The sequence below is a fragment of the Burkholderia sp. AU31652 genome, assembly GCF_002223155.1.
Taxonomy (GTDB): Bacteria; Pseudomonadota; Gammaproteobacteria; order Burkholderiales; family Burkholderiaceae; genus Burkholderia.
The window spans coordinates 993109-1012545 of sequence record NZ_NKFG01000004.1 but is presented as its reverse complement, the minus strand read 5'-3'; the positions used below and the strand labels follow the sequence as shown (position 1 = coordinate 1012545).

Here is a 19437-nt window from a genome sequence, read left to right as displayed (position 1 = left end):
CCGAACGCTGTCATGACCCATACGTTGCGCGTAGTTTTTGCCGGCACGCCGGAATTCGCCGCGGCTGCCCTCGCCGCGATCCACGAGGCCGGTTTTCCGGTGCCGCTCGTGCTCACCCAGCCCGATCGCCCTGCCGGGCGCGGGATGAAACTGCAGGCGAGCGCGGTGAAGCGTTATGCCGTCGAGCACGGGATGCCCGTCGCGCAACCGCCGTCGCTGCGCCGCGCGGGCAAGTACCCGGCCGAGGCGGCCGACGCGATCGAGCTGCTGCGCTCGACGCCGCATGACGTGATGGTGGTCGCCGCCTACGGCCTGCTGCTGCCGCAGGAAGTGCTCGACATTCCGCGCGCCGGCTGCATCAACATTCACGCGTCGCTGCTGCCGCGCTGGCGCGGCGCCGCGCCGATCCACCGCGCGATCGAGGCCGGCGATGCCGAGACGGGCGTCACGCTGATGCAGATGGACATCGGCCTCGACACCGGCGCGATGATCGAGGAAGCGCGCATCGCGATCGCGCCCGACGAGACGACCGCGACGCTGCACGACCGGCTCGCCGCCGAAGGCGCGCGACTGATCGTCGACGCGCTCGTGCAGCTCGAGCGCGACGGCGTGCTGCCGGCGACACCGCAGCCGGCCGACGGCGTGACCTATGCGGAAAAGATCGGCAAGCACGAAGCGGCGCTCGACTGGCGCAAGCCGGCCGACGTGCTTGCGCGCCAGGTGCGTGCGTTCGATCCGTTCCCGGGCGGCGTCGCGACGCTCGACGGCGCGGCGATCAAGCTGTGGGCAGCCGAGCCGGTGGCGGCGCGCGGCGACGCGGCGCCCGGCACGATCGTCGAAGCCGCGCCGGAAGGCGTGGTCGTCGCGTGCGGCAGCGGTGCGCTGCGCGTCACGCAGTTGCAGAAGCCGGGCGGCAAGCGGCTGCCCGCGCGCGAATTCCTGGCCGGCTCGCCGCTCGCCGCGGGCCAGCGTTTCGCGCTGACCGACGTTGCCTGACGCTGCCTGACCGCCATTCGACACGGCCTGCCGGGCGTGCGCAATCGGCCGGATGGTCGAGTCGCGCGGCGCGGCAGGCGCGCGTAGAATTTCCCTGCGCTCCCCGGTTTCGAGGTTTTCATGTTCGGCATCACCCATTTCGGCTTCTTCGTGCTGGCAGTCTTCCTGCTGAACGTCACGCCCGGCCCCGATACGGCCTATATCGTCGGCCGCAGCGTCGCGCAGGGCAGCGGCGCGGGGCTGATGTCGGCGTTCGGCATTTCGGCCGGCTGCTGCGTTCACGCGCTCGCCTGCGCATTCGGCCTGACCGCGCTGCTCGCGGCGTCGGCTGCCGCATTCACGGTGATCAAGCTGGTCGGCGCCGCCTACCTGATCTACCTGGGCGTGCGGATGATCATCGCGAAGCAGGCGGCCGAGCCGTCGGGCACGGCGGCCACGCAAGCCGCGAAGCCGCTGCGCCAGCTGTTCATGCAGGGCTTCTGGACCAACGTGCTGAACCCGAAGGTCGTGCTGTTCTTCGTGTCGTTCTTCCCGCAGTTCGTGTCGGCCGACAGCCCGCACAAGGCATGGGCGTTCCTGACCCTCGGCGGTGTGTTCGTCGTGATGAGCACGGTGTGGACCAGCCTCGTCGCGTGGGTCGCGGGCAGTGTCACGGCACGCTTCTCCGGCAAGCCGGGCGTCAAGAAATGGCTTGACCGCACGGTCGGCAGCGCTTTCGTCGGCCTCGGTCTTCGTCTTGCAACATCGCAACGGTGAGATTGAATTTTTCCGGCAAGACCTTATCTAACAAAACGCTTACAATTTTACGCCGCGCCCTTTTGATGCGCGGCGGGTTCCCTGACGGATAAGGAGTGGGTATGTTCAATTGGGTCAAAACGGCGATGCTGATGGCCGCGATCACGGCCCTGTTCATCGTGATCGGCGGGATGATCGGCGGCTCGCGGGGCATGACGATCGCGCTGCTGTTCGCGCTCGGCATGAATTTCTTCTCTTACTGGTTCTCGGACAAGATGGTGCTGCGCATGTATAACGCGCAGGAAGTCGACGAGAACACGGCGCCGCAGTTCTACCGGATGGTGCGCGAGCTGGCCACGCGCGCGAACCTGCCGATGCCGCGCGTCTACCTGATCAACGAGGATGCGCCGAACGCGTTCGCAACGGGCCGCAACCCCGAGCACGCGGCCGTCGCCGCGACAACGGGCATCCTGCGCGTGCTGTCGGAGCGCGAGATGCGCGGCGTGATGGCGCACGAGCTTGCGCACGTGAAGCACCGCGACATCCTGATCTCGACGATCACCGCGACGATGGCGGGCGCGATCTCGGCCATCGCGAACTTCGCGATGTTCTTCGGCGGGCGCGACGAGAACGGCCGGCCGGCCAACCCGATCGCGGGTATCGCGGTCGCGCTGCTCGCACCGATCGCAGGCGCGTTGATCCAGATGGCGATTTCGCGGGCTCGCGAGTTCGAGGCCGACCGCGGCGGCGCGCAGATTTCCGGCGATCCGCAATCGCTCGCGACCGCGCTCGACAAGATCCATCGCTATGCGGCGGGCATCCCGTTCCAGGCGGCCGAGCAGCATCCGGCCACCGCGCAGATGATGATCATGAACCCGCTGCACGGTGGCGGCCTGCAGAATCTGTTCTCGACGCACCCGGCCACCGAGGAGCGCATCGCGCGCCTGATGGAGATGGCGCGTACCGGCCGCTTCGACTAAGCCACGGCACACCGTGCGGCAGTTGCCGCGCGGGGACCGTCACACCACCCCGCACGCTTCGCGCTGCGGGGTGTTTCATTTGCGCGTGCCGTAAAGGGGCCAAAGGGCCTGCAGCATCGCACGCTACAATGCCCGGTTTGGGATGGCAGAGCCCACGGGCGCCGCGATCCCGCCGTTTGCCGCATTGGCTTGCTGTGCCCGTTGGCCGCGCTTGTTTGCCGAATTTGCTCCGATGACACGAACCCGTTCTACCGCTCCGTCTTCTTCCGGCCGCCCGGCGCGCCTGTCCGCGCTGCATCTCGCGCCCGATTCGCTCGGCTTCGCACTCGACGCGGCCGCGCAGGCGGTCGATGCGGTGCGGCGCGGCACCGCGCTGCCGGCGGCGCTGTCGGCGGTATTCGCGCAGATGCCGTCCGGTGCGCAGGCGCTCGCGCGCGGGGCGACGCAGGACGTCGCTTACCGGACGATGCGCCGTCTCGGCAGTGCGGACTGGCTGATCGGCCGGCTCATCAGCAAGGCGCCGCCCGCCTACGTGCACGCGGTGCTCGCCGGTGCGTTCGCGCTGCTGCTCGACCCGGCGGACGAGGCCGCGTATCCGGCGTTCACGGTGGTCGACCAGGCTGTGACCGTGATCGGCGCGCGCCGCGAATGCGCGTTCGCGAAGGGGATGGTCAACGCGGTGCTGCGCCGTTTCCTGCGCGAGCGCGACACGCTCGTCGCGGCGCTGCAGGACGATGTCGTCGCGCGCTGGAACTACCGCGCGTGGTGGGTCGCGTCGGTGCAGCGCGCGTGGCCCGACGCATGGCAGGCGATCCTCGCGGCCGGCGAGCGGCAAGGGCCGCTGACGCTGCGCGTGAACGCGCGCCGCGCGAGCGTCGACGCGTATCTCGAGACGCTGCGCGAGAACGGGATCGACGCGACTGCGATCGGCCGGCATGCGGTGCGGCTCGCGTCGGCGCTGCCGGTCGATCGCATTCCGGGGTTTGCCGACGGTGTCGTGTCGGTGCAGGACGCCGGCGCGCAGCTCGCCGCCGAATGGCTCGGTGCGCGCGACGGCATGCGCGTGCTCGACGCATGCGCGGCGCCCGGCGGCAAGACCGGTCATATTCTCGAATTGGCCGATGCGGAAGTCGTCGCGCTGGAAAGCGACGCCGCGCGCGCGGCACGGATCGGCGAGAACCTCGTGCGACTGTCGCTCGAAGCGGACGTGCGTGTCGGCGATGCGGGTGCCCCCGACGCGTGGTACGACGGGCGCCCGTTCGACCGCATCCTTGCCGACGTGCCGTGCTCGGCGTCCGGCATCGTGCGTCGGCACCCTGACATTCGCTGGCTGCGCCGCGAGGCCGACATCCCCGCGCTCGTCGCGGAACAGCGCCGCATCCTGGCGGCGTTGTGGCCGCTCGTGAAGCCGGGCGGCGAACTGCTTTACGTGACCTGTTCGGTCTTCCCCGAGGAAGGCGAACTGCAGGCCCGCTGGTTTGAAGCGGCCTGTGAAGATGCGGTACGATTGGACGCCCCCGGCCAGCTGCTGCCGGGCGGAGTGCAGGGAGGGGCGGCCGCCGGCGCACTCGACCAGAACACCGATCACGACGGATTTTTCTACGCGCGGTTTCAGAAACGGTGACGATCAAACACCTTTTTCCACTTCGGCTCGCGGCCGTCCTGATGGTCGCGTTGACGCTGTGCCTGGCCGTCGTCCGGCCGGCGCATGCCGAGTCGATCGCCGTGCAGCGCGCGTCGCTCCAGTCCGACGGAAGCGGCTGGGCGCTCGACGCACGCTTCGATTTCGAACTGAACCCGAACCTCGAGGATGCCGTCAACAAGGGCATTCCGCTTTATTTCACGACCGACTTCGAGTTGAGCCGTGCGCGCTGGTACTGGTTCGACGAGCAGCCGGTGGCGGTGACGCAGACGATCCGCCTGTCGTTCCAGCCGCTCACGCGCGAGTATCGCGTGTCGACGGGCGGCCTGCAGCTCGGTTTCCCGTCGCTGAAGGACGCGCTCGCGGTCGTCAGGCACATCACGTCGTGGCACGTGATCGACCGCAACCAGGTGCGCGCCGGTGAAACCTACACGGCGTCGGTGCGGATGCAGCTCGATACGGCGCTGATGCCGAAGCCGTTCCAGGTCGATGCCGTGAACAACCGCGACTGGACGCTCGGGTCCGACTGGAAGCGCTTCAACTTCACGGTGACCGAACGTGCTAAATAAAGTGCGCCGCGCGGCCAGCGGGAAGAGCCTCCTCATTCGCGTGATCGTCTCGACCGTCGCGCTGACCGCGCTGCTGCTGCTCGTGCTGCTCGCGGCCGCGAGCGCGAACACCGAATTCTTCGACCGCTACTACTCGTGGCTGTACGCGACGAACATCGTCGTCGCGCTCGTGTTCCTGCTCGTGGTGCTCGGGCTGATCGGGATGATCGTCGTGCGCCTGAGGAAGGGCAAGTTCGGCACGCGGCTGCTCGCGAAGCTCGCGGTGTTCTTCGCGCTCGTCGGCGTGGTGCCGGGCGGGATCATCTACATCGTGTCGTACCAGTTCGTGTCGCGCAGTATCGAGTCGTGGTTCGACGTGAACGTCGAGACGGCGCTGACGGCCGGCCTGAACCTCGGCCGCGGGATGCTCGATGCGTCGCTGTCCGATCTGCAGACGAAGGCGCGGCTGATGTCCGACCAGCTCGCGAGCGTCGATGCGAACACCAACGGCACGACGCTCACGCTGCTGCGCTTGCGCGACCAGTTCGGCGTGCAGGACGCGACGATCGTCGAGCCGAGCCGCGGCGGCTCGGGTGCGGCGCCCGACCTGCACATCGTCGCGCAGGCGTCGGGCAATTTCGCGGCACTGATTCCGGACGACCTGCCGACGCCGCTGATGCTGAACCAGGCGCGCGAACACGGCGCGTACGCGGCGATCGAGGGTGAAGTCGACGGCGACCCGCGCGCGCACGGCGCGAAGGGTGCGCTGCGGTTGCGCGTCGTGCGGCCAATTCCCGATGCATCGACGTCGTTGCTGCAGCCGGCGGAACGCTTCCTGCAGCTCACGCAGCCGGTGCCGCCGACGCTTGCCCACAACGCGGACGCCGTGCAGCGCGCGTATCGCGAGTACCAGGAAAAGTCGCTGGGCCGCACGGGGCTGCGCAAGATGTACATCGGCACGCTGACGCTTGCGCTGTTCCTCGCGACCTTCATCGCGATGATGCTCGCGCTCGCGCTCGGCCAGCAGCTCGCGCGGCCGCTGTTCCTGCTCGCGCAGGGCACGAAGGAGGTCACCGAAGGCGACTACACGCCGAAGCGCGAGATCAAGACGCGCGACGAGCTCGGCTTCCTCACGCAGTCGTTCAACGCGATGACGCGTCAGTTGTCCGAAGCGCGGCTCGCGGTCGAGAAGAACCGCGTCGCGCTCGAGCATTCGAAGACGTATCTCGAGAGCATCCTCGCGAACCTGACGGCCGGCGTGTTCGTGCTCGACCGGCAGTTCCGGCTGACGACGGCCAATCGCGGCGCCGAGCGGATCTTCCGGCAGCCGTTCAACACGCTGATCGGCACGACGCTCGACCGGATCGGCGTGGCCGCCGGGTTCGGCGCGATGGTGCGCAAGGCGTTTGCCGATCGCGAGGCGGCGTCCGACGGCGGCAGCGGCGATCGCGGCCACTGGCAGCAGCAGTTCGCGATCGAGGTGCCGGGCGAAGCCGATCCGCTGACGTTGCTCGTGCGCGGCACGCGCCTCGTATCGACGGTCGAGGGGCAGGCCGACGATCCGCAGACGTCCGGTTACGTCGTCGTGTTCGACGACATCTCCGACGTGATTTCCGCGCAGCGTTCAGTTGCATGGGGTGAGGTCGCGCGCCGGCTCGCGCACGAGATCAAGAATCCGCTGACGCCGATTCAGCTGTCGGCGGAGCGGCTGCAGATGAAGCTCTCCGACAAGCTCGCCCCGCCCGATGCCGATGTGCTCAAGCGCGGCGCGACGATGATCGTCAATCAGGTCGCCGCGATGAAGCGGATGGTCGACGATTTCCGCGAATACGCGCGCACGCCGCCGGCGGTGCTCTCGAACCTGCAGTTGAACGAACTGGCGAGCGAGGTGCTCGGGCTGTACGGTGTGGGCGAAGGCAAGAGCGCGATCGTCGCCGAGCTCGCGCCGTCGCTGCCGGTGATACGCGGTGACGCGACGCAACTGCGCCAGGTGATTCACAACCTGCTGCAGAATGCGCAGGATTCGGTCGCGGAGTCGGCGCATCCGCGTGTGTTGATCGAAACCAAGACAGTAGAATATGGCGATCCCGACGCCGAGGGCAAAACGCGCGTCGCGGTACGTCTTACCGTGTCCGACAACGGGCCCGGTTTTCCGGCGCGCATCCTGACTCGCGCGTTCGAGCCTTATGTGACGACGAAGGCGAAGGGCACGGGTCTGGGGTTGGCCACGGTCAAGAAGATCGTCGATGAGCACGGTGCGCGGATCGATCTGCGCAATCGCATGCACGGCGAGACCGTCGAGGGTGCGCAGGTGTCGATCCTGTTCCTGCAGATGGCGAGCGATGCGCCAGGCGCCGAATCGGGCGTGCAGGACGGGGCGGCCCCCGCCAAGACAAAAGCAAGTGAGCAGACAAAGGCAGCGTAAATGGCAACCATCCTGGTGGTAGATGATGAAATGGGCATCCGGGAATTGCTCTCGGAGATCCTCAGCGATGAAGGACACGTCGTCGAGGCGGCGGAGAACGCGCAGGCCGCGCGGGAATACCGGTTGAATCAGGCGCCCGATCTCGTGCTGCTCGATATCTGGATGCCCGATACCGACGGCGTGACGTTGCTCAAGGAGTGGGCGGCGCAGGGGCTGCTGACGATGCCCGTGATCATGATGTCCGGGCACGCGACGATCGATACGGCCGTCGAGGCGACGAAGATCGGCGCGCTCGATTTCCTCGAGAAACCCATCGCGCTGCAGAAGCTGCTGAAGTCCGTCGAGCACGGTCTCGCACGCGGTGCGGCACCGGTGTCCGCGAACGCGGCGGCGAAGGCCGGTGCGGGGCAGGCGGCGGGGCCCGCTGCGGTGGCGTCCGCGGCCGCGCTGCCGACGCTCGGCGACGACATGGCTTCGGCACTCGGCCTTGCGGGCCAGACGGCCGCGATCCCGTTCGACATCCCGTTGCGCGAAGCGCGAGATGCGTTCGAGCGCGCGTACTTCGAATATCACCTCGCGCGCGAAAACGGCAGCATGACGCGCGTCGCGGAGAAGACGGGCCTCGAGCGCACGCACCTGTATCGCAAGCTCAAGCAGCTCGGCGTCGAGCTCGGCAAGAAGCCGTCCGAAGGCGCCGTATAAAATATTTCGTGAAAGTACTTGATCAAGTAACGAAGGGTGGATATACTTTCTCTTCTTCGTTGGCCCGGTAGCTCAGTTGGTAGAGCAGCGGATTGAAAATCCGCGTGTCGTTGGTTCGATTCCGACCCAGGCCACCAGAATTAAAACCCCAAGAATCGGAAGGTTCTTGGGGTTTTTCGTTTGTGGTGGGGTTTGCGTGACCAGTGGCGTGGGATGGCGTGCCCGGCAGTGTTCATGAGGGCATGATAAAATCCGTGCCCGCTCAATAACTTAGCGCATCGCTTCATGCGCACGGCAGGCTGCCAGCGTGGCGCCGCCGTGGCGCGCGGCAACGATGCCGCGCGATGGGCGGTATAAGCGCTCCGCCGCGTTCGCGGCCGATTGCGCTGCCTATACTGGTCGAGCCGGCTCTGGCCGGCACGCGTCGGGCCGCCCGGCGGCAGCCGGCCCCGGGGCGCAGCGCGACGCGAGCCTACACATTCACGGAGTATCACGGTGATTCGGACAGACGCTAAAGACGGCGCGCTCGTGTTGTTTTCCGGCGGGCAGGACTCGGCCACGTGCGTGGCATGGGCCCTCGAACGCTACCAGACGGTCGAGACGCTCGGCTTCGATTACGGCCAGCGCCACCGCGTCGAGCTCGAATGTCGCGAAGGCGTGCGCGAAGCGCTGAAGCGTGACTTTCCCGCCTGGTCGGACCGGCTCGGCGACGATCACATGATCGACCTGTCGGTGCTCGGCGCGATCAGCGATACCGCGATGACGCGCACGATCGAGATCGAGACGACGGCCAACGGCCTGCCGAACACGTTCGTGCCGGGCCGCAACCTGATGTTCATGACGATCGCCGCGGCGATCGCCTATCGCCGCGGGCTGCGCGTGCTGGTCGGCGGGATGTGCGAGACGGATTTCTCGGGCTATCCCGACTGCCGCGACGACACGATGAAGGCGCTGCAGGTCGCGCTGAACCTCGGGATGGATACGCGCATGGTGCTCGAGACGCCGCTGATGTGGCTCGACAAGGCGCAAACCTGGCAGCTCGCCGAACAGCTCGGCGGCGAAGCGCTCGTCGAACTGATCCGCGTCGAGACGCACACGTGCTACGTGGGCGAGCGCGCGGAACTGCACGACTGGGGCTTCGGCTGCGGCGAATGCCCGGCCTGCAAGCTGCGCAAGCGCGGCTACGAGGCCTACCTGAAGGGCGAGCGGGTGACCGAAGCGCCGCTGTGATGCAGCGGCAACGGCAGCGCCTGGTGATTAACGGATTCTGATCGACAACGAGCGGCGCGAGCCGGACGAAGGACGATGACTTACGCGGTCAAGGAAATTTTCTACACGTTGCAGGGCGAGGGCGCGAACGCGGGCCGGCCGGCCGTGTTCTGCCGGTTCGCCGGCTGCAACCTGTGGTCGGGCCGCGAAGAGGATCGTGCGGAGGCCGTGTGCCGCTTCTGCGATACCGACTTCGTCGGCACCGACGGCGAGAACGGCGGCAAGTTCAAGGATGCCGAAGCGCTCGTCGCGACGATCGCCGGCCTGTGGCCGGAGGGCGAGGCGCACCGCTTCGTCGTCTGCACGGGCGGCGAGCCGATGCTGCAGCTCGACCAGCCGCTCGTCGACGCGCTGCACGCGGCCGGCTTCGAGATCGCGATCGAGACCAACGGCTCGCTGCCGGTGCTCGAATCGATCGACTGGATCTGCGTGAGCCCGAAGGCCGACGCGCCGCTCGTCGTCACGAAGGGCAACGAGCTGAAGGTCGTGATCCCGCAGGACAACCAGCGGCTGGCCGACTACGCGAAGCTCGACTTCGAGTATTACCTCGTCCAGCCGATGGACGGCCCGTCGCGCGACCTCAATACGAAGCTCGCGATCGACTGGTGCAAGCGTCATCCGCAGTGGCGGCTGTCGATGCAGACCCACAAATATCTGAACATTCCCTGAGCCCCGGCTTTTGACATCGTGCTGATTACCCGAAAACTCGAATTCGACGCGGGCCACCGCATTCCCGACCACCGCAGCCAGTGCCGGAACCTGCATGGCCATCGCTATGTGCTCGAAGTCACGCTGCGCGGCGATCTCGTCGATACCGAGGGGGCGCCCGACCGCGGCATGGTGATGGATTTCGCCGACGTGAAGGCGCTCGCGATGGAGCACCTGGTCGGCAAGTGGGACCACGCGTTCCTGGTCTATGCGCGAGACGACGTCGTGCGCTCGTTCCTCGAGCAGATGGCCGACCACAAGACGGTCGTGATCGACCGGATTCCGACCGTCGAGAACCTCGCGGCGATCGCGTTCGACATCCTCGCGAACGTGTACGACGCGCACTACGGCGTGAACCTGCGGCTCGAGCGCGTGCGCCTGTACGAAACGCCGAACTGCTGGGCCGACGTCGAGCGCCAGCCCGGCCGCTAATCCCGCCTTCCCGGCCGCCCCGCCACCCGGCGCGGGCTGCCTGACGCCGCACCCCGCGGCCCCGTCCCGCCTCGCTCCCCGTCCGTTCCCACATTTCGCGTAACGCCGCGCTATGATCGTTGCGTGGCGCCGAAAAACGCCGCCGTGCGCGGGTCGTGCGGTCGGCGCTGTCAGATCGGCCGCCCATGGCCGACCAACGTTCCAGGGCCCGGTCCTGGCGCCGCCGTGCTTCGCTGCCCGGTGTGTCGCGCTCCGCTTTGCCCGTTGCTTGTCCCGTTCGCTTGCCGTTCCGTCCAGGAGGCCGTATCGATGAGCACGCTCACCAATTCCCTCAAACAACGCCTGCGCGACGGCGACGAGCCGCTGTACGGCCTGTGGCTGTCGCTCGGCAGCGAGTCGGTCGCGGAAGCGCTCGCACATGCCGGCTACGACTGGCTCTGCATCGACATGGAGCACGCGCCGAACGACAGCCGCGATGTTGCATCGCAGTTGCGCGCGATCGCCGCCGCCCATCTGCCGAGCGAGCCCGTCGTGCGCGTGCCGGCGCGTGAGCCGTGGCTCGTGAAGCGTGCGCTCGATGCGGGCGCGCGCACGCTGATGTTTCCCTGCATCGAGACGCTCGACGACGCCACGCACGCGGTGCGGCTCACGCGCTATCCGTCGCCCGATTCGCCGGACGGGCTGCGCGGCGTCGCGGGCATGGTGCGCGCGGCGGCGTTCGGCATGCGTCGCGACTACGTGCAGACGGCGAATGCGCAGGTCGCGGTGATCGTGCAGATCGAATCGGCGCGCGGCGTCGATGAAGTCGAGCGGATTGCGGCGCTGCCCGGCATCGATTGCCTGTTCGTCGGCCCGGCCGATCTCGCGGCGAGCCTCGGGCACCTTGGCGACATCCGTCACCCGGACGTCGAAACCGCGATGGCGCGCGTGCTCGCGGCCGGCCGGCAGGCCGGCGTCGCGGTCGGGATCTTCGCGGGCGATACGGCGGCCGCGCGCCAGTATCGCGAGGCCGGCTACCGGATGATCACGGTGTCGGCCGACGTCAGCTGGTTGTTGCGGGCAACGCGGCAGGCGCTGCAGGAGGTGCGGTCATGAACGGTGGCGATGGCGCGTGCCGTGGGCGCGCGCAGGGTGGGATCGGGAGGCGCCGGCAGGTCGGCGCGGTGCTCGGCCTGTGGGTCGTGTGGATCGCGGCTGCCGCGCAGGGCGCGCCGCAGGCGAAGCCCGATCCGTCGCACGAGACGCAGTCGGCGGTCGCCGACTACAACGCCGGCGACTTTCGTGCGGCGCTGGTGCAGTTCCACGACGCGGCCGAGCGCGGCGACCGTCTCGCGCAATTCAACTACGCGATGATGCTGCTGACGGGCGAAGGCGTGACCGCGAACGTCGACGAAGGGCTGCGCTGGCTGAAGCGCGCGGCCGACGCGAACATGTCGCATGCGCAGTATGTATACGGCCGGATGTTCGACGACGGCGAGTTCGTCGCGCGCGATCCGGCCGAAGCGCACCGCTGGTTCCTGCGGGCGGCGAAGCAGGGGCACGTGCAGGCCGAGTTGTCGCTCGCGAACCAGTTCCTCGACGGACGCGGCACGCCGCGCGACAACCGGCAGGCGTTCACGTGGTACAAGCAGGCCGCCGACGCGGGCGAGCCGACCGCGCAGTACGTGACCGCGTCGTTCTACGAGCGCGGTGGCGACGGTGTCGCGCAGAACCTCAACATCGCACGGGCGTATTACGCGGCGGCGGCCGCGCAGGGCGACGAGACGGCCGGGCTGAAATTCAAGGAGCTGAGTGCGCGGCTGAAGGCGCAGGGGCCGGCATCGGGCGCCGGCGCGGAGCCGGGCGGGGCGCACGCACCGCCGCCGTGAGCCGGGGCGCGCGCCGCGCGGCACTGCGTGGCCGCGCTTGTCATCCGCAGTCGAAAAAAAACGGCGCCGATGCGCCGTTTTTCTTTATGCGGTGCGTGCCGCGCGGTCAACTCTTCATCAACCGCCGCTGCCGCCCGACGCTCATGATCATCCCGATCGCGATGCCGAGCGTCGTGAGCGCGGTGCCGCCATAACTCATGAACGGCAGCGGCACGCCGACGACCGGCAGCACGCCGCTCACCATCCCGATGTTGACGAACGCATAGACGAAGAACGCGAGCGTGAGCGAGCCCGCGAGCAGGCGGCCGAACAGCGTCGCGCCCTGCGCGGCGATATAGAGCCCGCGTGCGATCAGCGCCATGTACAGCGTCAGCAGCACGAGCCCGCCGACGAGCCCCCATTCCTCGGAGAACACCGCGAAGATGAAGTCGGTGTGCTTCTCCGGAATGAATTCGAGGTGCGCCTGCGTGCCTTTCAGGTAGCCCTTGCCGAGCACGCCGCCCGAGCCGATCGCGATCACGGCCTGGATCGTGTGGAAGCCTTTGCCGAGTGGGTCGGAAGTCGGGTCGAGCAGCGTACATACGCGGTGCTTCTGGTAATCGTGCATCAGCGGCCACTGCACTTCGGGCTGGCAGATGCGCTCTTCGAACACGGCGATCGAGCCGACCGCGATCACGCCCGCGACGAGCACCGGCACGATCAGCTTGAACGACAGGCCGGCGAGATAGATCACGAAGAAGCCGGCCGCGAACACGAGCAGGCCCGTGCCGAGGTCGGGCTGTTTCGCGATCAGCCCGACCGGCACCAGCAGGATCCCGAACGCGACGATGAAGTCGTACCAGCGCAGCCCGCCTTCACGGCGCTGGTAGTACCACGCGAGCATCAGCGGTGTCGCGATCTTGAGGATTTCCGACGGCTGGATCACGACGCCGACGTTCAGCCAGCGCTTCGCCCCCTTCTTGGTCATCCCGAACAGCGCGACCGCAATCAATAGCGCGACCCCGAACGTATAGAGCGGAACCGCGAAGCGCATCAGCGTCGTGGGCGGGATGTTGGCGATCACCCACATCAGCACGAACGTCAGCAGGATGTTGCGCAACTGGTCCTCGACGCGGCCGGGCATGTCGATCGCCGCGCTGTACAGCGTGACGATGCCGACGCACAGCAGCAGGAACACGATGAGGGCGAGCGGGCGGTCGAAGCCCGCGAACATCTGCTTGATCTTGTCGAGCCAGGCGCGCTTGTCGAATTGCATGCCTTTCTCCGTTAATGAGCGGTGCCGGCGTCCGCCGCCTTCGCGGGGGCCGTTGCACGGTGATTGTCGTCGCGCGGCGTGGCGACGAGCGGCTGCGCATCGCTGGCGGGCCGGCGTGGCCGGTGCGGGCGCCTAATCGGCGGCAGGCTCGCGGCCCTCGGCGCAGCGGCACTGGCGCTGGCCGGTGTGGCAGCGCTGGCGCTGGCGGCAGCCGACGCTTCGGAGGCGGCCGCGGCCGATGCTGCTTCCGCCGCGCTGGCCGCGGTCGGCACGACCGGCTGCGGCAGCGCGGTGAAGCCGGCCGCGACGGCAGCCGGCTTGTTCGCGTCGCCGATCACCGGCGCATTGACGGGTTCGGTCGCCGACGCCGCGGCAGCCACGGCCGCGGCCTCGTTCTGCGGGTTCTGGCGGTCGACGAGGAAGAAGTCGAGCACGCGGCGCGCGATCGGGCCGGCGGCCTGCGCACCCCAGCCGCCGTTCTCGACGACCAGCGCGACGGCGATCTGCGGATGGTCGACCGGCGCGTACGCGATGAACAGCGCGTGGTCGCGCAGGTGCTCGGCGAGCAGGTGGCCCTTGTAGTTGGAGCCTTGCAGCGAGAACACCTGCGCGGTACCGGTCTTGCCGGCGGCGAGGTACGGCGCGCCGCGGAACACCTTGTACGCGGTGCCGGACGGGTTCTCGATCACGTTCTCCATCCCGCGCTTCACGACGTCGATGTCGGCCTGCTTGAGCGGGATCGTTTCGCTTTCCTTCGGCACGGTCAGGCGGCGCCCGCGCGTGATCGGATCCTCGACTTCCTTCACGAGGTGAGGCTTCATCACGACGCCGTTGTTCGCGAGCGTCGCGGTCGCGTGCGCGAGCTGCAGGATCGTGAACGAGTTGTAGCCCTGGCCGATCCCGAGGCTGATCGTCTCGCCGTCGAACCACTTCTGCTGCGCGGCCTTCTTGAACGCTTTCTTCTTCCAGTCGGTCGACGGCAGGATCCCGCGCGCCTCGCCCTGGATGTCGATCCCGGTAATCTGGCCGAAGCCGAACGGCTTCATGAAGTTCGCGATCGAGTTCACGCCGAGGTCGCGCGCGAGCATGTAGAAGTAGGTGTCGTTCGACACCATGATCGCCTTGTTCATGTCGACCCAGCCCTGGCCCGAGCGCACGTCGTTGCGGAACGTGTGGCCGCCGAACGTGAAGTAGCCGGGATCCTGGAAGCCCCAGCCCGGCGTGCGCTTGCCGAGCGTCAGGCCGGCGAGCGCCATGAACGGCTTGTACGTCGAGCCGGGCGGATAGGTGCCGTGCAGCGGGCGGTTCAGGAGCGGCTTGTCGGTCGAGTTGTTCAGCTCGTCCCAGGTCTGCTGGTCGATGCCGTCGACGAACGAGTTCGGGTCGAAGCTCGGCGACGACACGAACGCGAGCACGTCGCCCGTCTTCGGCTCGATCGCGACCAGCGCGCCGCGCTTGCCGGCGAACGCCTGCTCGGCCACCTGCTGCAGCCCGATGTCGAGCGACAGCACGAGGTTGTTGCCGGGCGTCGCCTGCGTGCGCGACAGCGTGCGCACCGGCCGGCCGCCGGCCGTCACCTCGACCTCCTCGAAGCCCGTCAGCCCGTGCAGCTCGGTCTCGTAGCTCTGCTCGACGCCGATCTTGCCGATGTAGTCGGTGCCCTTGTAGTTGTTCGCGTCGCGGCGCGGATCGTAGTTTTCCTGATCGCTGTCGTTGTCGTCGCTCATCGCGTCGATGCGATCCTGGTCGCGCTTCGAGATCCGGCCGATGTAGCCGATCACGTGCGCGGCCGTCGTGCCGAGCGGATATTGCCGGAACAGCCGTGCGCGCACGTCGACGCCGGGGAAGCGGAAGCGCTGCGCGGTGAAGCGCGCGACTTCGGCGTCGGTGAGGCGCGTGCGGATCGGCAGGCTCTCGAAGTTCTTCGAGTCTTCCTGCAGCTTCTTGAAGCGGCGGCGGTCGCGCGCGTCGATCGGGATGATCTCGGACAGCTTGTCGATCGTGTTGTCGAGCGTGTCGTCGAGCTTCGACGGCGTGATCTCGAGCGTGTACGCCGAATAGTTCTTCGCGAGGATCACGCCGTTGCGGTCGGTGATGATCCCGCGGTTCGGCACGATCGGCGCGACGGAGATGCGGTTTTCCTCGGCCTGCAGCGCGTATTTGCCGTGCTGCATCAGCTGCAGGTAGAAGAAGCGGCTCGCGAGCAGCCCGAAGCAGACGAACACGAACACGCCCGCCGCCGCGACGCGCAGGCGGAACTTCGAGAGCTGCTGTTGGGTGTCGTTGAATTCGGTCATGCGGTTAGGAGCGATCTGGCCCGCGCACGCAGTGCGGGCGCGGTGCCGCCCCGGAGCGCGGCGCGCGGCGGGCGTGGAGGCGGCGGGTATTCAAGGCAGGCCCCTGGCTCAGATGGGGCGCGTATCGTCCGGATCGACCGGGCGGCGTTGCGGCATCAGCAGCAGGTGGCTCGCGATCGGCCACAGCGCGGCTTCGACGAAGCCGTCGACCAGGTAGCGCCAGCCCGGGAACGCGGCGCCCATCACGAGGCGGATCACGAACGGCACGAGCTGCGCGACGACCAGGAGCGGCGTGACGTACAGCACCTGCACGCCGATCGGCATCCACAGCACGCGGCGGTGGATCGTGATCGCGCCGTACGACAGCAGCGTATAGGCGAGCGCATGCTCGCCGAGCAGCCCCGCGTCATGCACGTCCATCAGGATGCCGAGCGCGAACGCGACGCCCATCCCGACCTTGCGCGGCTGATGGATGTTCCAGAACAGCAGCACGAGCGCGACGAAGTCGGGCACGCCGGGCAGGCGGCCCCACGGCATCAGGTTCAGCAGGAACGCGGCGGCGAGGCTGAAGACGATGAAGTACGGATTGACCGGCTGCAGGATGTATTGCGGGCGATTCATCGCTGGGCTCCTGATTGCCCGGCCGCGGGCTTCGCGGGCGTGGCGGCGGGCTTGGCCGGGGCGGCCGGCGCCGCAGGCTTTGCGCCGGGCTGGGCCGCGGCGGCCGGCTTCGCGTTCGCGTCAGCCTTGTCGGCCTTCTCGCTCTTCTCGCCCTTCGCGGCGGCTTTCGCGCCTTTCTTGCCCTTCGCGTTCTTGTCTGCGGCCGGATCGGGCTCGGCCGGGCGCGGCGGGATGTCGTTCTGGTAATGCAGCACGAGCATCTGGCGCGCGCCGCGCACGGCGGCGATCGGCGCGCAGGTCACGCGCGCGAACGCCGTATCGGCGAGCTTGTCGACGCGCACGACCTTCGCGACCGGCAGGCCGGGCGGATAGACGCCGTCGAGGCCGCTCGTGACGAGCTCGTCGCCGACGACGAGATCCGCGCTGGTCGGCACGAAGCGCAAATCGAGCGAATCGCCCTTCGGCGTGCCGTAGATCACGCTGCGCAGGCCGGTGCGCAGCACCTGCACGGGAATCGCGAGATCGCGGTCGGTGACCAGCGTGACTTCGGACTGCAGCGGGAACACGCGCGTGACCTGGCCGACCACGCCGTTTTCGCTCACGACGGGTGCGCCGTTCTGGATGCCTTGCTGGGAGCCCTGGCCGATCACGATCTTCTGCGTGAACGGATCGCTCGTGTCGTACTGGATCTCGGCCGGCGTCGACTGTGTCGCGATGTGCTGGCGCAGTTCGAGCACCGCGCGCAGGTGCGCGTTCTCCTGCGTGAGCACGGCGGCCTGGTTGGCTTGCGTGGACAGCTGCAGGTTGCGTTTGCGGAGGTCGTCGTTCTCGTGGCGCAGCGACGCGCCGGTGACGGCGATGTCGGCCGCGCCCATGAACAGGTCGCGCGGCACGAGCGCGGCGCGCTGCAGCGGATAGAGCACGGTGCCGAGCGCGCCGCGGACGATTTCGAGCGTGCTGAAGCGCGCGTCCGAGACGAGGAGCGCGATGGCGAGGGCAACGAAGAAGATGAGCCGCGCGAGCGCGGGCGGACCTTGCTTGAAGAGGGGCGGCGGACTGTATTCCATGGTCGGCGCCGGGCGCGAATGATCGGTTAAATGATGCTCAGACGCGCAAACGGCGCGGCGGTTCGTTCTAAACGAGCGAGCCGGCCACGCCGCGGTTGCGTCATGTCAGGGAACTGCCTGGACGATCACTCGTACGAGAAGATGCTGCCCAGCTTGTCCATGCGCTCGAGCGCCATGCCCGAACCGCGTACGACGCAGGTGAGCGGATCTTCCGCGACGAGCACCGGCAGGCCGGTTTCTTCCGCGAGCAGGCGATCGAGGTCGCGCAGCAGCGCGCCGCCGCCCGTCAGCATCATCCCGCGTTCGGCGATGTCGGCGCCGAGTTCCGGCGGCGTCTGTTCGAGCGCGATCTTCACCGACGACACGATCTGGTTCAGCGGATCGGTCAGCGCTTCGAGGATTTCGTTGCTGGAGATCGTGAAGCTGCGCGGAATGCCTTCCGACAGGTTGCGGCCCTTCACTTCCATTTCCTTGACTTCGGAGCCCGGGAACGCGGAGCCGATTTCCTTCTTGATCGCCTCGGCGGTCTGTTCGCCGATCAGCATCCCGTAGTTGCGGCGGATGTAGTTGACGATCGCCTCGTCGAACTTGTCGCCGCCGACGCGCACCGAACCCTTGTACACGATGCCGCCGAGCGAGATCACGCCGACTTCCGTCGTGCCGCCGCCGATGTCGACGACCATCGAGCCGGTGGCTTCCGACACCGGCAGGCCCGCGCCGATCGCAGCGGCCATCGGCTCTTCGATCAGGTAGACCTGCGAGGCGCCGGCGCCGTGCGCGGCTTCCTTGATCGCGCGGCGCTCGACCTGGGTCGAGCCGCACGGCACGCAGATGATGATGCGCGGCGACGGCGAGAACATGCGCGACTCGTGGGCCGTCTTGATGAACTGCTTGATCATCTGCTCGGTGACGGTGAAGTCGGCGATCACGCCGTCCTTCATCGGGCGGATCGCCTCGATGTTGCCCGGCACCTTGCCGAGCATCTGCTTGGCTTCCTTGCCGACTGCCTGGATGGTCTTCTTGCCGTTGGGGCCGCCTTCCTGGCGGATCGACACGACGGAGGGCTCATCGAGCACGATGCCCTTGCCGCGCATGTAGATCAGGGTGTTTGCGGTGCCGAGGTCGATCGCGAGATCGTTGGAGAAGTAGCTGCGCAAAAAACCGAACATTCAGAATCCTGTTTCGCTCTGGGCCGGCCCTGCATAGCGAGCGCTGAGGGCGGCAGCGGAAAAAATAACAGCCTCGGGAAGCGTGGCGGAAGCGGCCGCCGCGGCGCACGAAGCTGCGAGTGATGTCTACCGGGGATCGCACGATGCACGCACGGCCTGCCGAAGCGGGGCGAAACGGTGCGGGAAAAGGCTGCCGGGTTTGGGTCGAACGCGTAATGATACCTTATAATTTCACGGTATTTGAATCGAAACGGGCGGTATTTTTGCCGCTTCGGCCCCGATTTTTGAGGGTGGGATCGCACCCTCCAACCCCCCGCCGCAGCGCTGCTTTTGATGCGCTGCGCAGCCTTGTTTTTCCGGTGATCGCATGGCCCTGACCCTGACCGATGTGAAACGCATCGCGCACCTGGCGCGACTCGAAATGGCCGACGCCGACGCCGAGCACATGCTCGGCCAGCTCAATGAACTCTTCGGCCTCGTCGAGCAGATGCAGGCGGTCGACACCGCCGGCATCGCGCCGCTCGCCCACCCGATCGAACAGATCCAGGCAGTCGCGCAGCGCCTGCGCGACGACGCCGTGACGGAAGTCGTCAATCGCGACGACAACCAGCGTCCGGCGCCGGCCGTCCAGGACGGCCTCTATCTCGTGCCGAAGGTGATCGAGTAAGCATTCGATGACAAGCGCGCCGCCGCCGCTGCGCCGCGCGCCACCCAGAATTCCCA

Annotated in this window: 18 protein-coding genes and 1 tRNA gene; 14 read left to right on the top strand and 5 right to left on the bottom strand. The window is 67.7% G+C overall.

Translation table 11 applies throughout. From position 1 onward, the window contains the following. Positions 1-12: 12 nt before the first annotated feature. The 13 genes from fmt to CFB40_RS17110 all read left to right on the top strand — a co-directional run bounded on the left by fmt (position 13) and on the right by CFB40_RS17110 (position 12305). On the top strand, positions 13-996 hold the full coding sequence (gene fmt, locus CFB40_RS17170) for a methionyl-tRNA formyltransferase (RefSeq protein WP_089426595.1): 984 nt from the start codon (positions 13-15) through the stop codon (positions 994-996). 120 nt (positions 997-1116) lie between these two features. Next, positions 1117-1752, top strand: coding sequence for a LysE family translocator (locus tag CFB40_RS17165; RefSeq protein WP_089431847.1), 636 nt, complete (start codon positions 1117-1119; stop codon positions 1750-1752). A 101-nt stretch (positions 1753-1853) separates the two neighbouring features. After that, entirely contained in the window at positions 1854-2711 is an 858-nt protein-coding gene (gene htpX / locus CFB40_RS17160) for a zinc metalloprotease HtpX (RefSeq protein ID WP_011353570.1), read from the top strand. Between the two features lie 232 nt (positions 2712-2943). Next, on the top strand, positions 2944-4335 hold the full coding sequence (gene rsmB, locus CFB40_RS17155; protein WP_089426593.1) for a 16S rRNA (cytosine(967)-C(5))-methyltransferase RsmB: 1392 nt from the start codon (positions 2944-2946) through the stop codon (positions 4333-4335). Continuing rightward, positions 4332-4922 carry a DUF4390 domain-containing protein gene (locus CFB40_RS17150; protein WP_039353770.1) on the top strand — a complete coding sequence of 197 codons (591 nt, stop codon included), beginning with the start codon at positions 4332-4334 and terminating at the stop codon, positions 4920-4922. Before rsmB ends, CFB40_RS17150 begins: the two co-directional genes overlap by 4 nt. Then, positions 4912-7326 carry a sensor histidine kinase EsaS gene (gene esaS / locus CFB40_RS17145; protein ID WP_089426592.1) on the top strand — a complete coding sequence of 805 codons (2415 nt, stop codon included), beginning with the start codon at positions 4912-4914 and terminating at the stop codon, positions 7324-7326. The genes CFB40_RS17150 and esaS overlap by 11 nt, the downstream gene beginning before the upstream one ends. Continuing rightward, positions 7327-8028, top strand: coding sequence for a response regulator transcription factor EsaR (gene esaR, locus CFB40_RS17140; protein ID WP_021163978.1), 702 nt, complete (start codon positions 7327-7329; stop codon positions 8026-8028). It begins immediately after the preceding gene. A 61-nt stretch (positions 8029-8089) separates the two neighbouring features. Beyond that, positions 8090-8165, top strand: a tRNA-Phe gene (locus CFB40_RS17135). A gap of 358 nt (positions 8166-8523) precedes the next feature. Beyond that, positions 8524-9258 carry a 7-cyano-7-deazaguanine synthase QueC gene (queC, locus tag CFB40_RS17130; protein WP_089426591.1) on the top strand — a complete coding sequence of 245 codons (735 nt, stop codon included), beginning with the start codon at positions 8524-8526 and terminating at the stop codon, positions 9256-9258. A 75-nt stretch (positions 9259-9333) separates the two neighbouring features. Next, positions 9334-9966, top strand: coding sequence for a 7-carboxy-7-deazaguanine synthase (gene queE / locus CFB40_RS17125; protein ID WP_011353564.1), 633 nt, complete (start codon positions 9334-9336; stop codon positions 9964-9966). A gap of 18 nt (positions 9967-9984) precedes the next feature. Then, entirely contained in the window at positions 9985-10437 is a 453-nt protein-coding gene (gene queD, locus CFB40_RS17120; protein WP_011353563.1) for a 6-carboxytetrahydropterin synthase QueD, read from the top strand. Positions 10438-10746: 309 nt separating this feature from the next. After that, entirely contained in the window at positions 10747-11532 is a 786-nt protein-coding gene (locus tag CFB40_RS17115) for an HpcH/HpaI aldolase family protein (protein ID WP_089426590.1), read from the top strand. Continuing rightward, positions 11529-12305: a tetratricopeptide repeat protein gene (locus tag CFB40_RS17110; RefSeq protein ID WP_089426589.1), complete on the top strand. Its 777-nt coding sequence runs from the start codon at positions 11529-11531 to the stop codon at positions 12303-12305. Before CFB40_RS17115 ends, CFB40_RS17110 begins: the two co-directional genes overlap by 4 nt. Before the next feature lie 106 nt (positions 12306-12411). Here the strand turns inward: CFB40_RS17110 and rodA are convergent, their stop codons facing one another. The 5 genes from rodA to CFB40_RS17085 form a co-directional block, all read right to left on the bottom strand. Then, the gene (gene rodA, locus CFB40_RS17105; protein WP_089426588.1) at positions 12412-13560 is read right to left on the bottom strand and encodes a rod shape-determining protein RodA; all 1149 of its coding nucleotides are present in this window, start codon (positions 13558-13560) and stop codon (positions 12412-12414) included. Between the two features lie 11 nt (positions 13561-13571). Further along, positions 13572-15857 (bottom strand): penicillin-binding protein 2, encoded by a 2286-nt coding sequence (gene mrdA / locus CFB40_RS17100; RefSeq protein ID WP_089431846.1) that lies wholly within the window; start codon positions 15855-15857, stop codon positions 13572-13574. A gap of 108 nt (positions 15858-15965) precedes the next feature. Then, on the bottom strand, positions 15966-16478 hold the full coding sequence (mreD, locus tag CFB40_RS17095; protein WP_009687274.1) for a rod shape-determining protein MreD: 513 nt from the start codon (positions 16476-16478) through the stop codon (positions 15966-15968). Then, positions 16475-17545 carry a rod shape-determining protein MreC gene (mreC, locus tag CFB40_RS17090; protein WP_089431845.1) on the bottom strand — a complete coding sequence of 357 codons (1071 nt, stop codon included), beginning with the start codon at positions 17543-17545 and terminating at the stop codon, positions 16475-16477. The genes mreD and mreC overlap by 4 nt, the downstream gene beginning before the upstream one ends. Positions 17546-17670: 125 nt before the next feature. After that, the gene (locus CFB40_RS17085; RefSeq protein WP_004189550.1) at positions 17671-18714 is read right to left on the bottom strand and encodes a rod shape-determining protein; all 1044 of its coding nucleotides are present in this window, start codon (positions 18712-18714) and stop codon (positions 17671-17673) included. 367 nt (positions 18715-19081) lie between these two features. Here CFB40_RS17085 and gatC point away from each other — a divergent pair, with 367 nt between their 5' ends. Then, positions 19082-19381 (top strand): Asp-tRNA(Asn)/Glu-tRNA(Gln) amidotransferase subunit GatC, encoded by a 300-nt coding sequence (gene gatC, locus CFB40_RS17080; protein WP_089426585.1) that lies wholly within the window; start codon positions 19082-19084, stop codon positions 19379-19381. Positions 19382-19437 lie beyond the last annotated feature (56 nt).

What these genes read in the sequence shown, in the direction of transcription:
- fmt (WP_089426595.1), top strand. Translation starts at nt 13, where the DNA reads ATGACCCATACGTTGCGCGTAGTTTTTGCCGGCACGCCGGAATTCGCC.
- CFB40_RS17165 (WP_089431847.1), top strand. Translation starts at nt 1,117, where the DNA reads ATGTTCGGCATCACCCATTTCGGCTTCTTCGTGCTGGCAGTCTTCCTG.
- htpX (WP_011353570.1), top strand. Translation starts at nt 1,854, where the DNA reads ATGTTCAATTGGGTCAAAACGGCGATGCTGATGGCCGCGATCACGGCC.
- rsmB (WP_089426593.1), top strand. Translation starts at nt 2,944, where the DNA reads ATGACACGAACCCGTTCTACCGCTCCGTCTTCTTCCGGCCGCCCGGCG.
- esaR (WP_021163978.1), top strand. Translation starts at nt 7,327, where the DNA reads ATGGCAACCATCCTGGTGGTAGATGATGAAATGGGCATCCGGGAATTG.
- queE (WP_011353564.1), top strand. Translation starts at nt 9,334, where the DNA reads ATGACTTACGCGGTCAAGGAAATTTTCTACACGTTGCAGGGCGAGGGC.
- CFB40_RS17115 (WP_089426590.1), top strand. Translation starts at nt 10,747, where the DNA reads ATGAGCACGCTCACCAATTCCCTCAAACAACGCCTGCGCGACGGCGAC.
- CFB40_RS17110 (WP_089426589.1), top strand. Translation starts at nt 11,529, where the DNA reads ATGAACGGTGGCGATGGCGCGTGCCGTGGGCGCGCGCAGGGTGGGATC.
- rodA (WP_089426588.1), bottom strand. Translation starts at nt 13,560, where the DNA reads ATGCAATTCGACAAGCGCGCCTGGCTCGACAAGATCAAGCAGATGTTC.
- mrdA (WP_089431846.1), bottom strand. Translation starts at nt 15,857, where the DNA reads ATGACCGAATTCAACGACACCCAACAGCAGCTCTCGAAGTTCCGCCTG.
- mreD (WP_009687274.1), bottom strand. Translation starts at nt 16,478, where the DNA reads ATGAATCGCCCGCAATACATCCTGCAGCCGGTCAATCCGTACTTCATC.
- mreC (WP_089431845.1), bottom strand. Translation starts at nt 17,545, where the DNA reads ATGGAATACAGTCCGCCGCCCCTCTTCAAGCAAGGTCCGCCCGCGCTC.
- CFB40_RS17085 (WP_004189550.1), bottom strand. Translation starts at nt 18,714, where the DNA reads ATGTTCGGTTTTTTGCGCAGCTACTTCTCCAACGATCTCGCGATCGAC.
- gatC (WP_089426585.1), top strand. Translation starts at nt 19,082, where the DNA reads ATGGCCCTGACCCTGACCGATGTGAAACGCATCGCGCACCTGGCGCGA.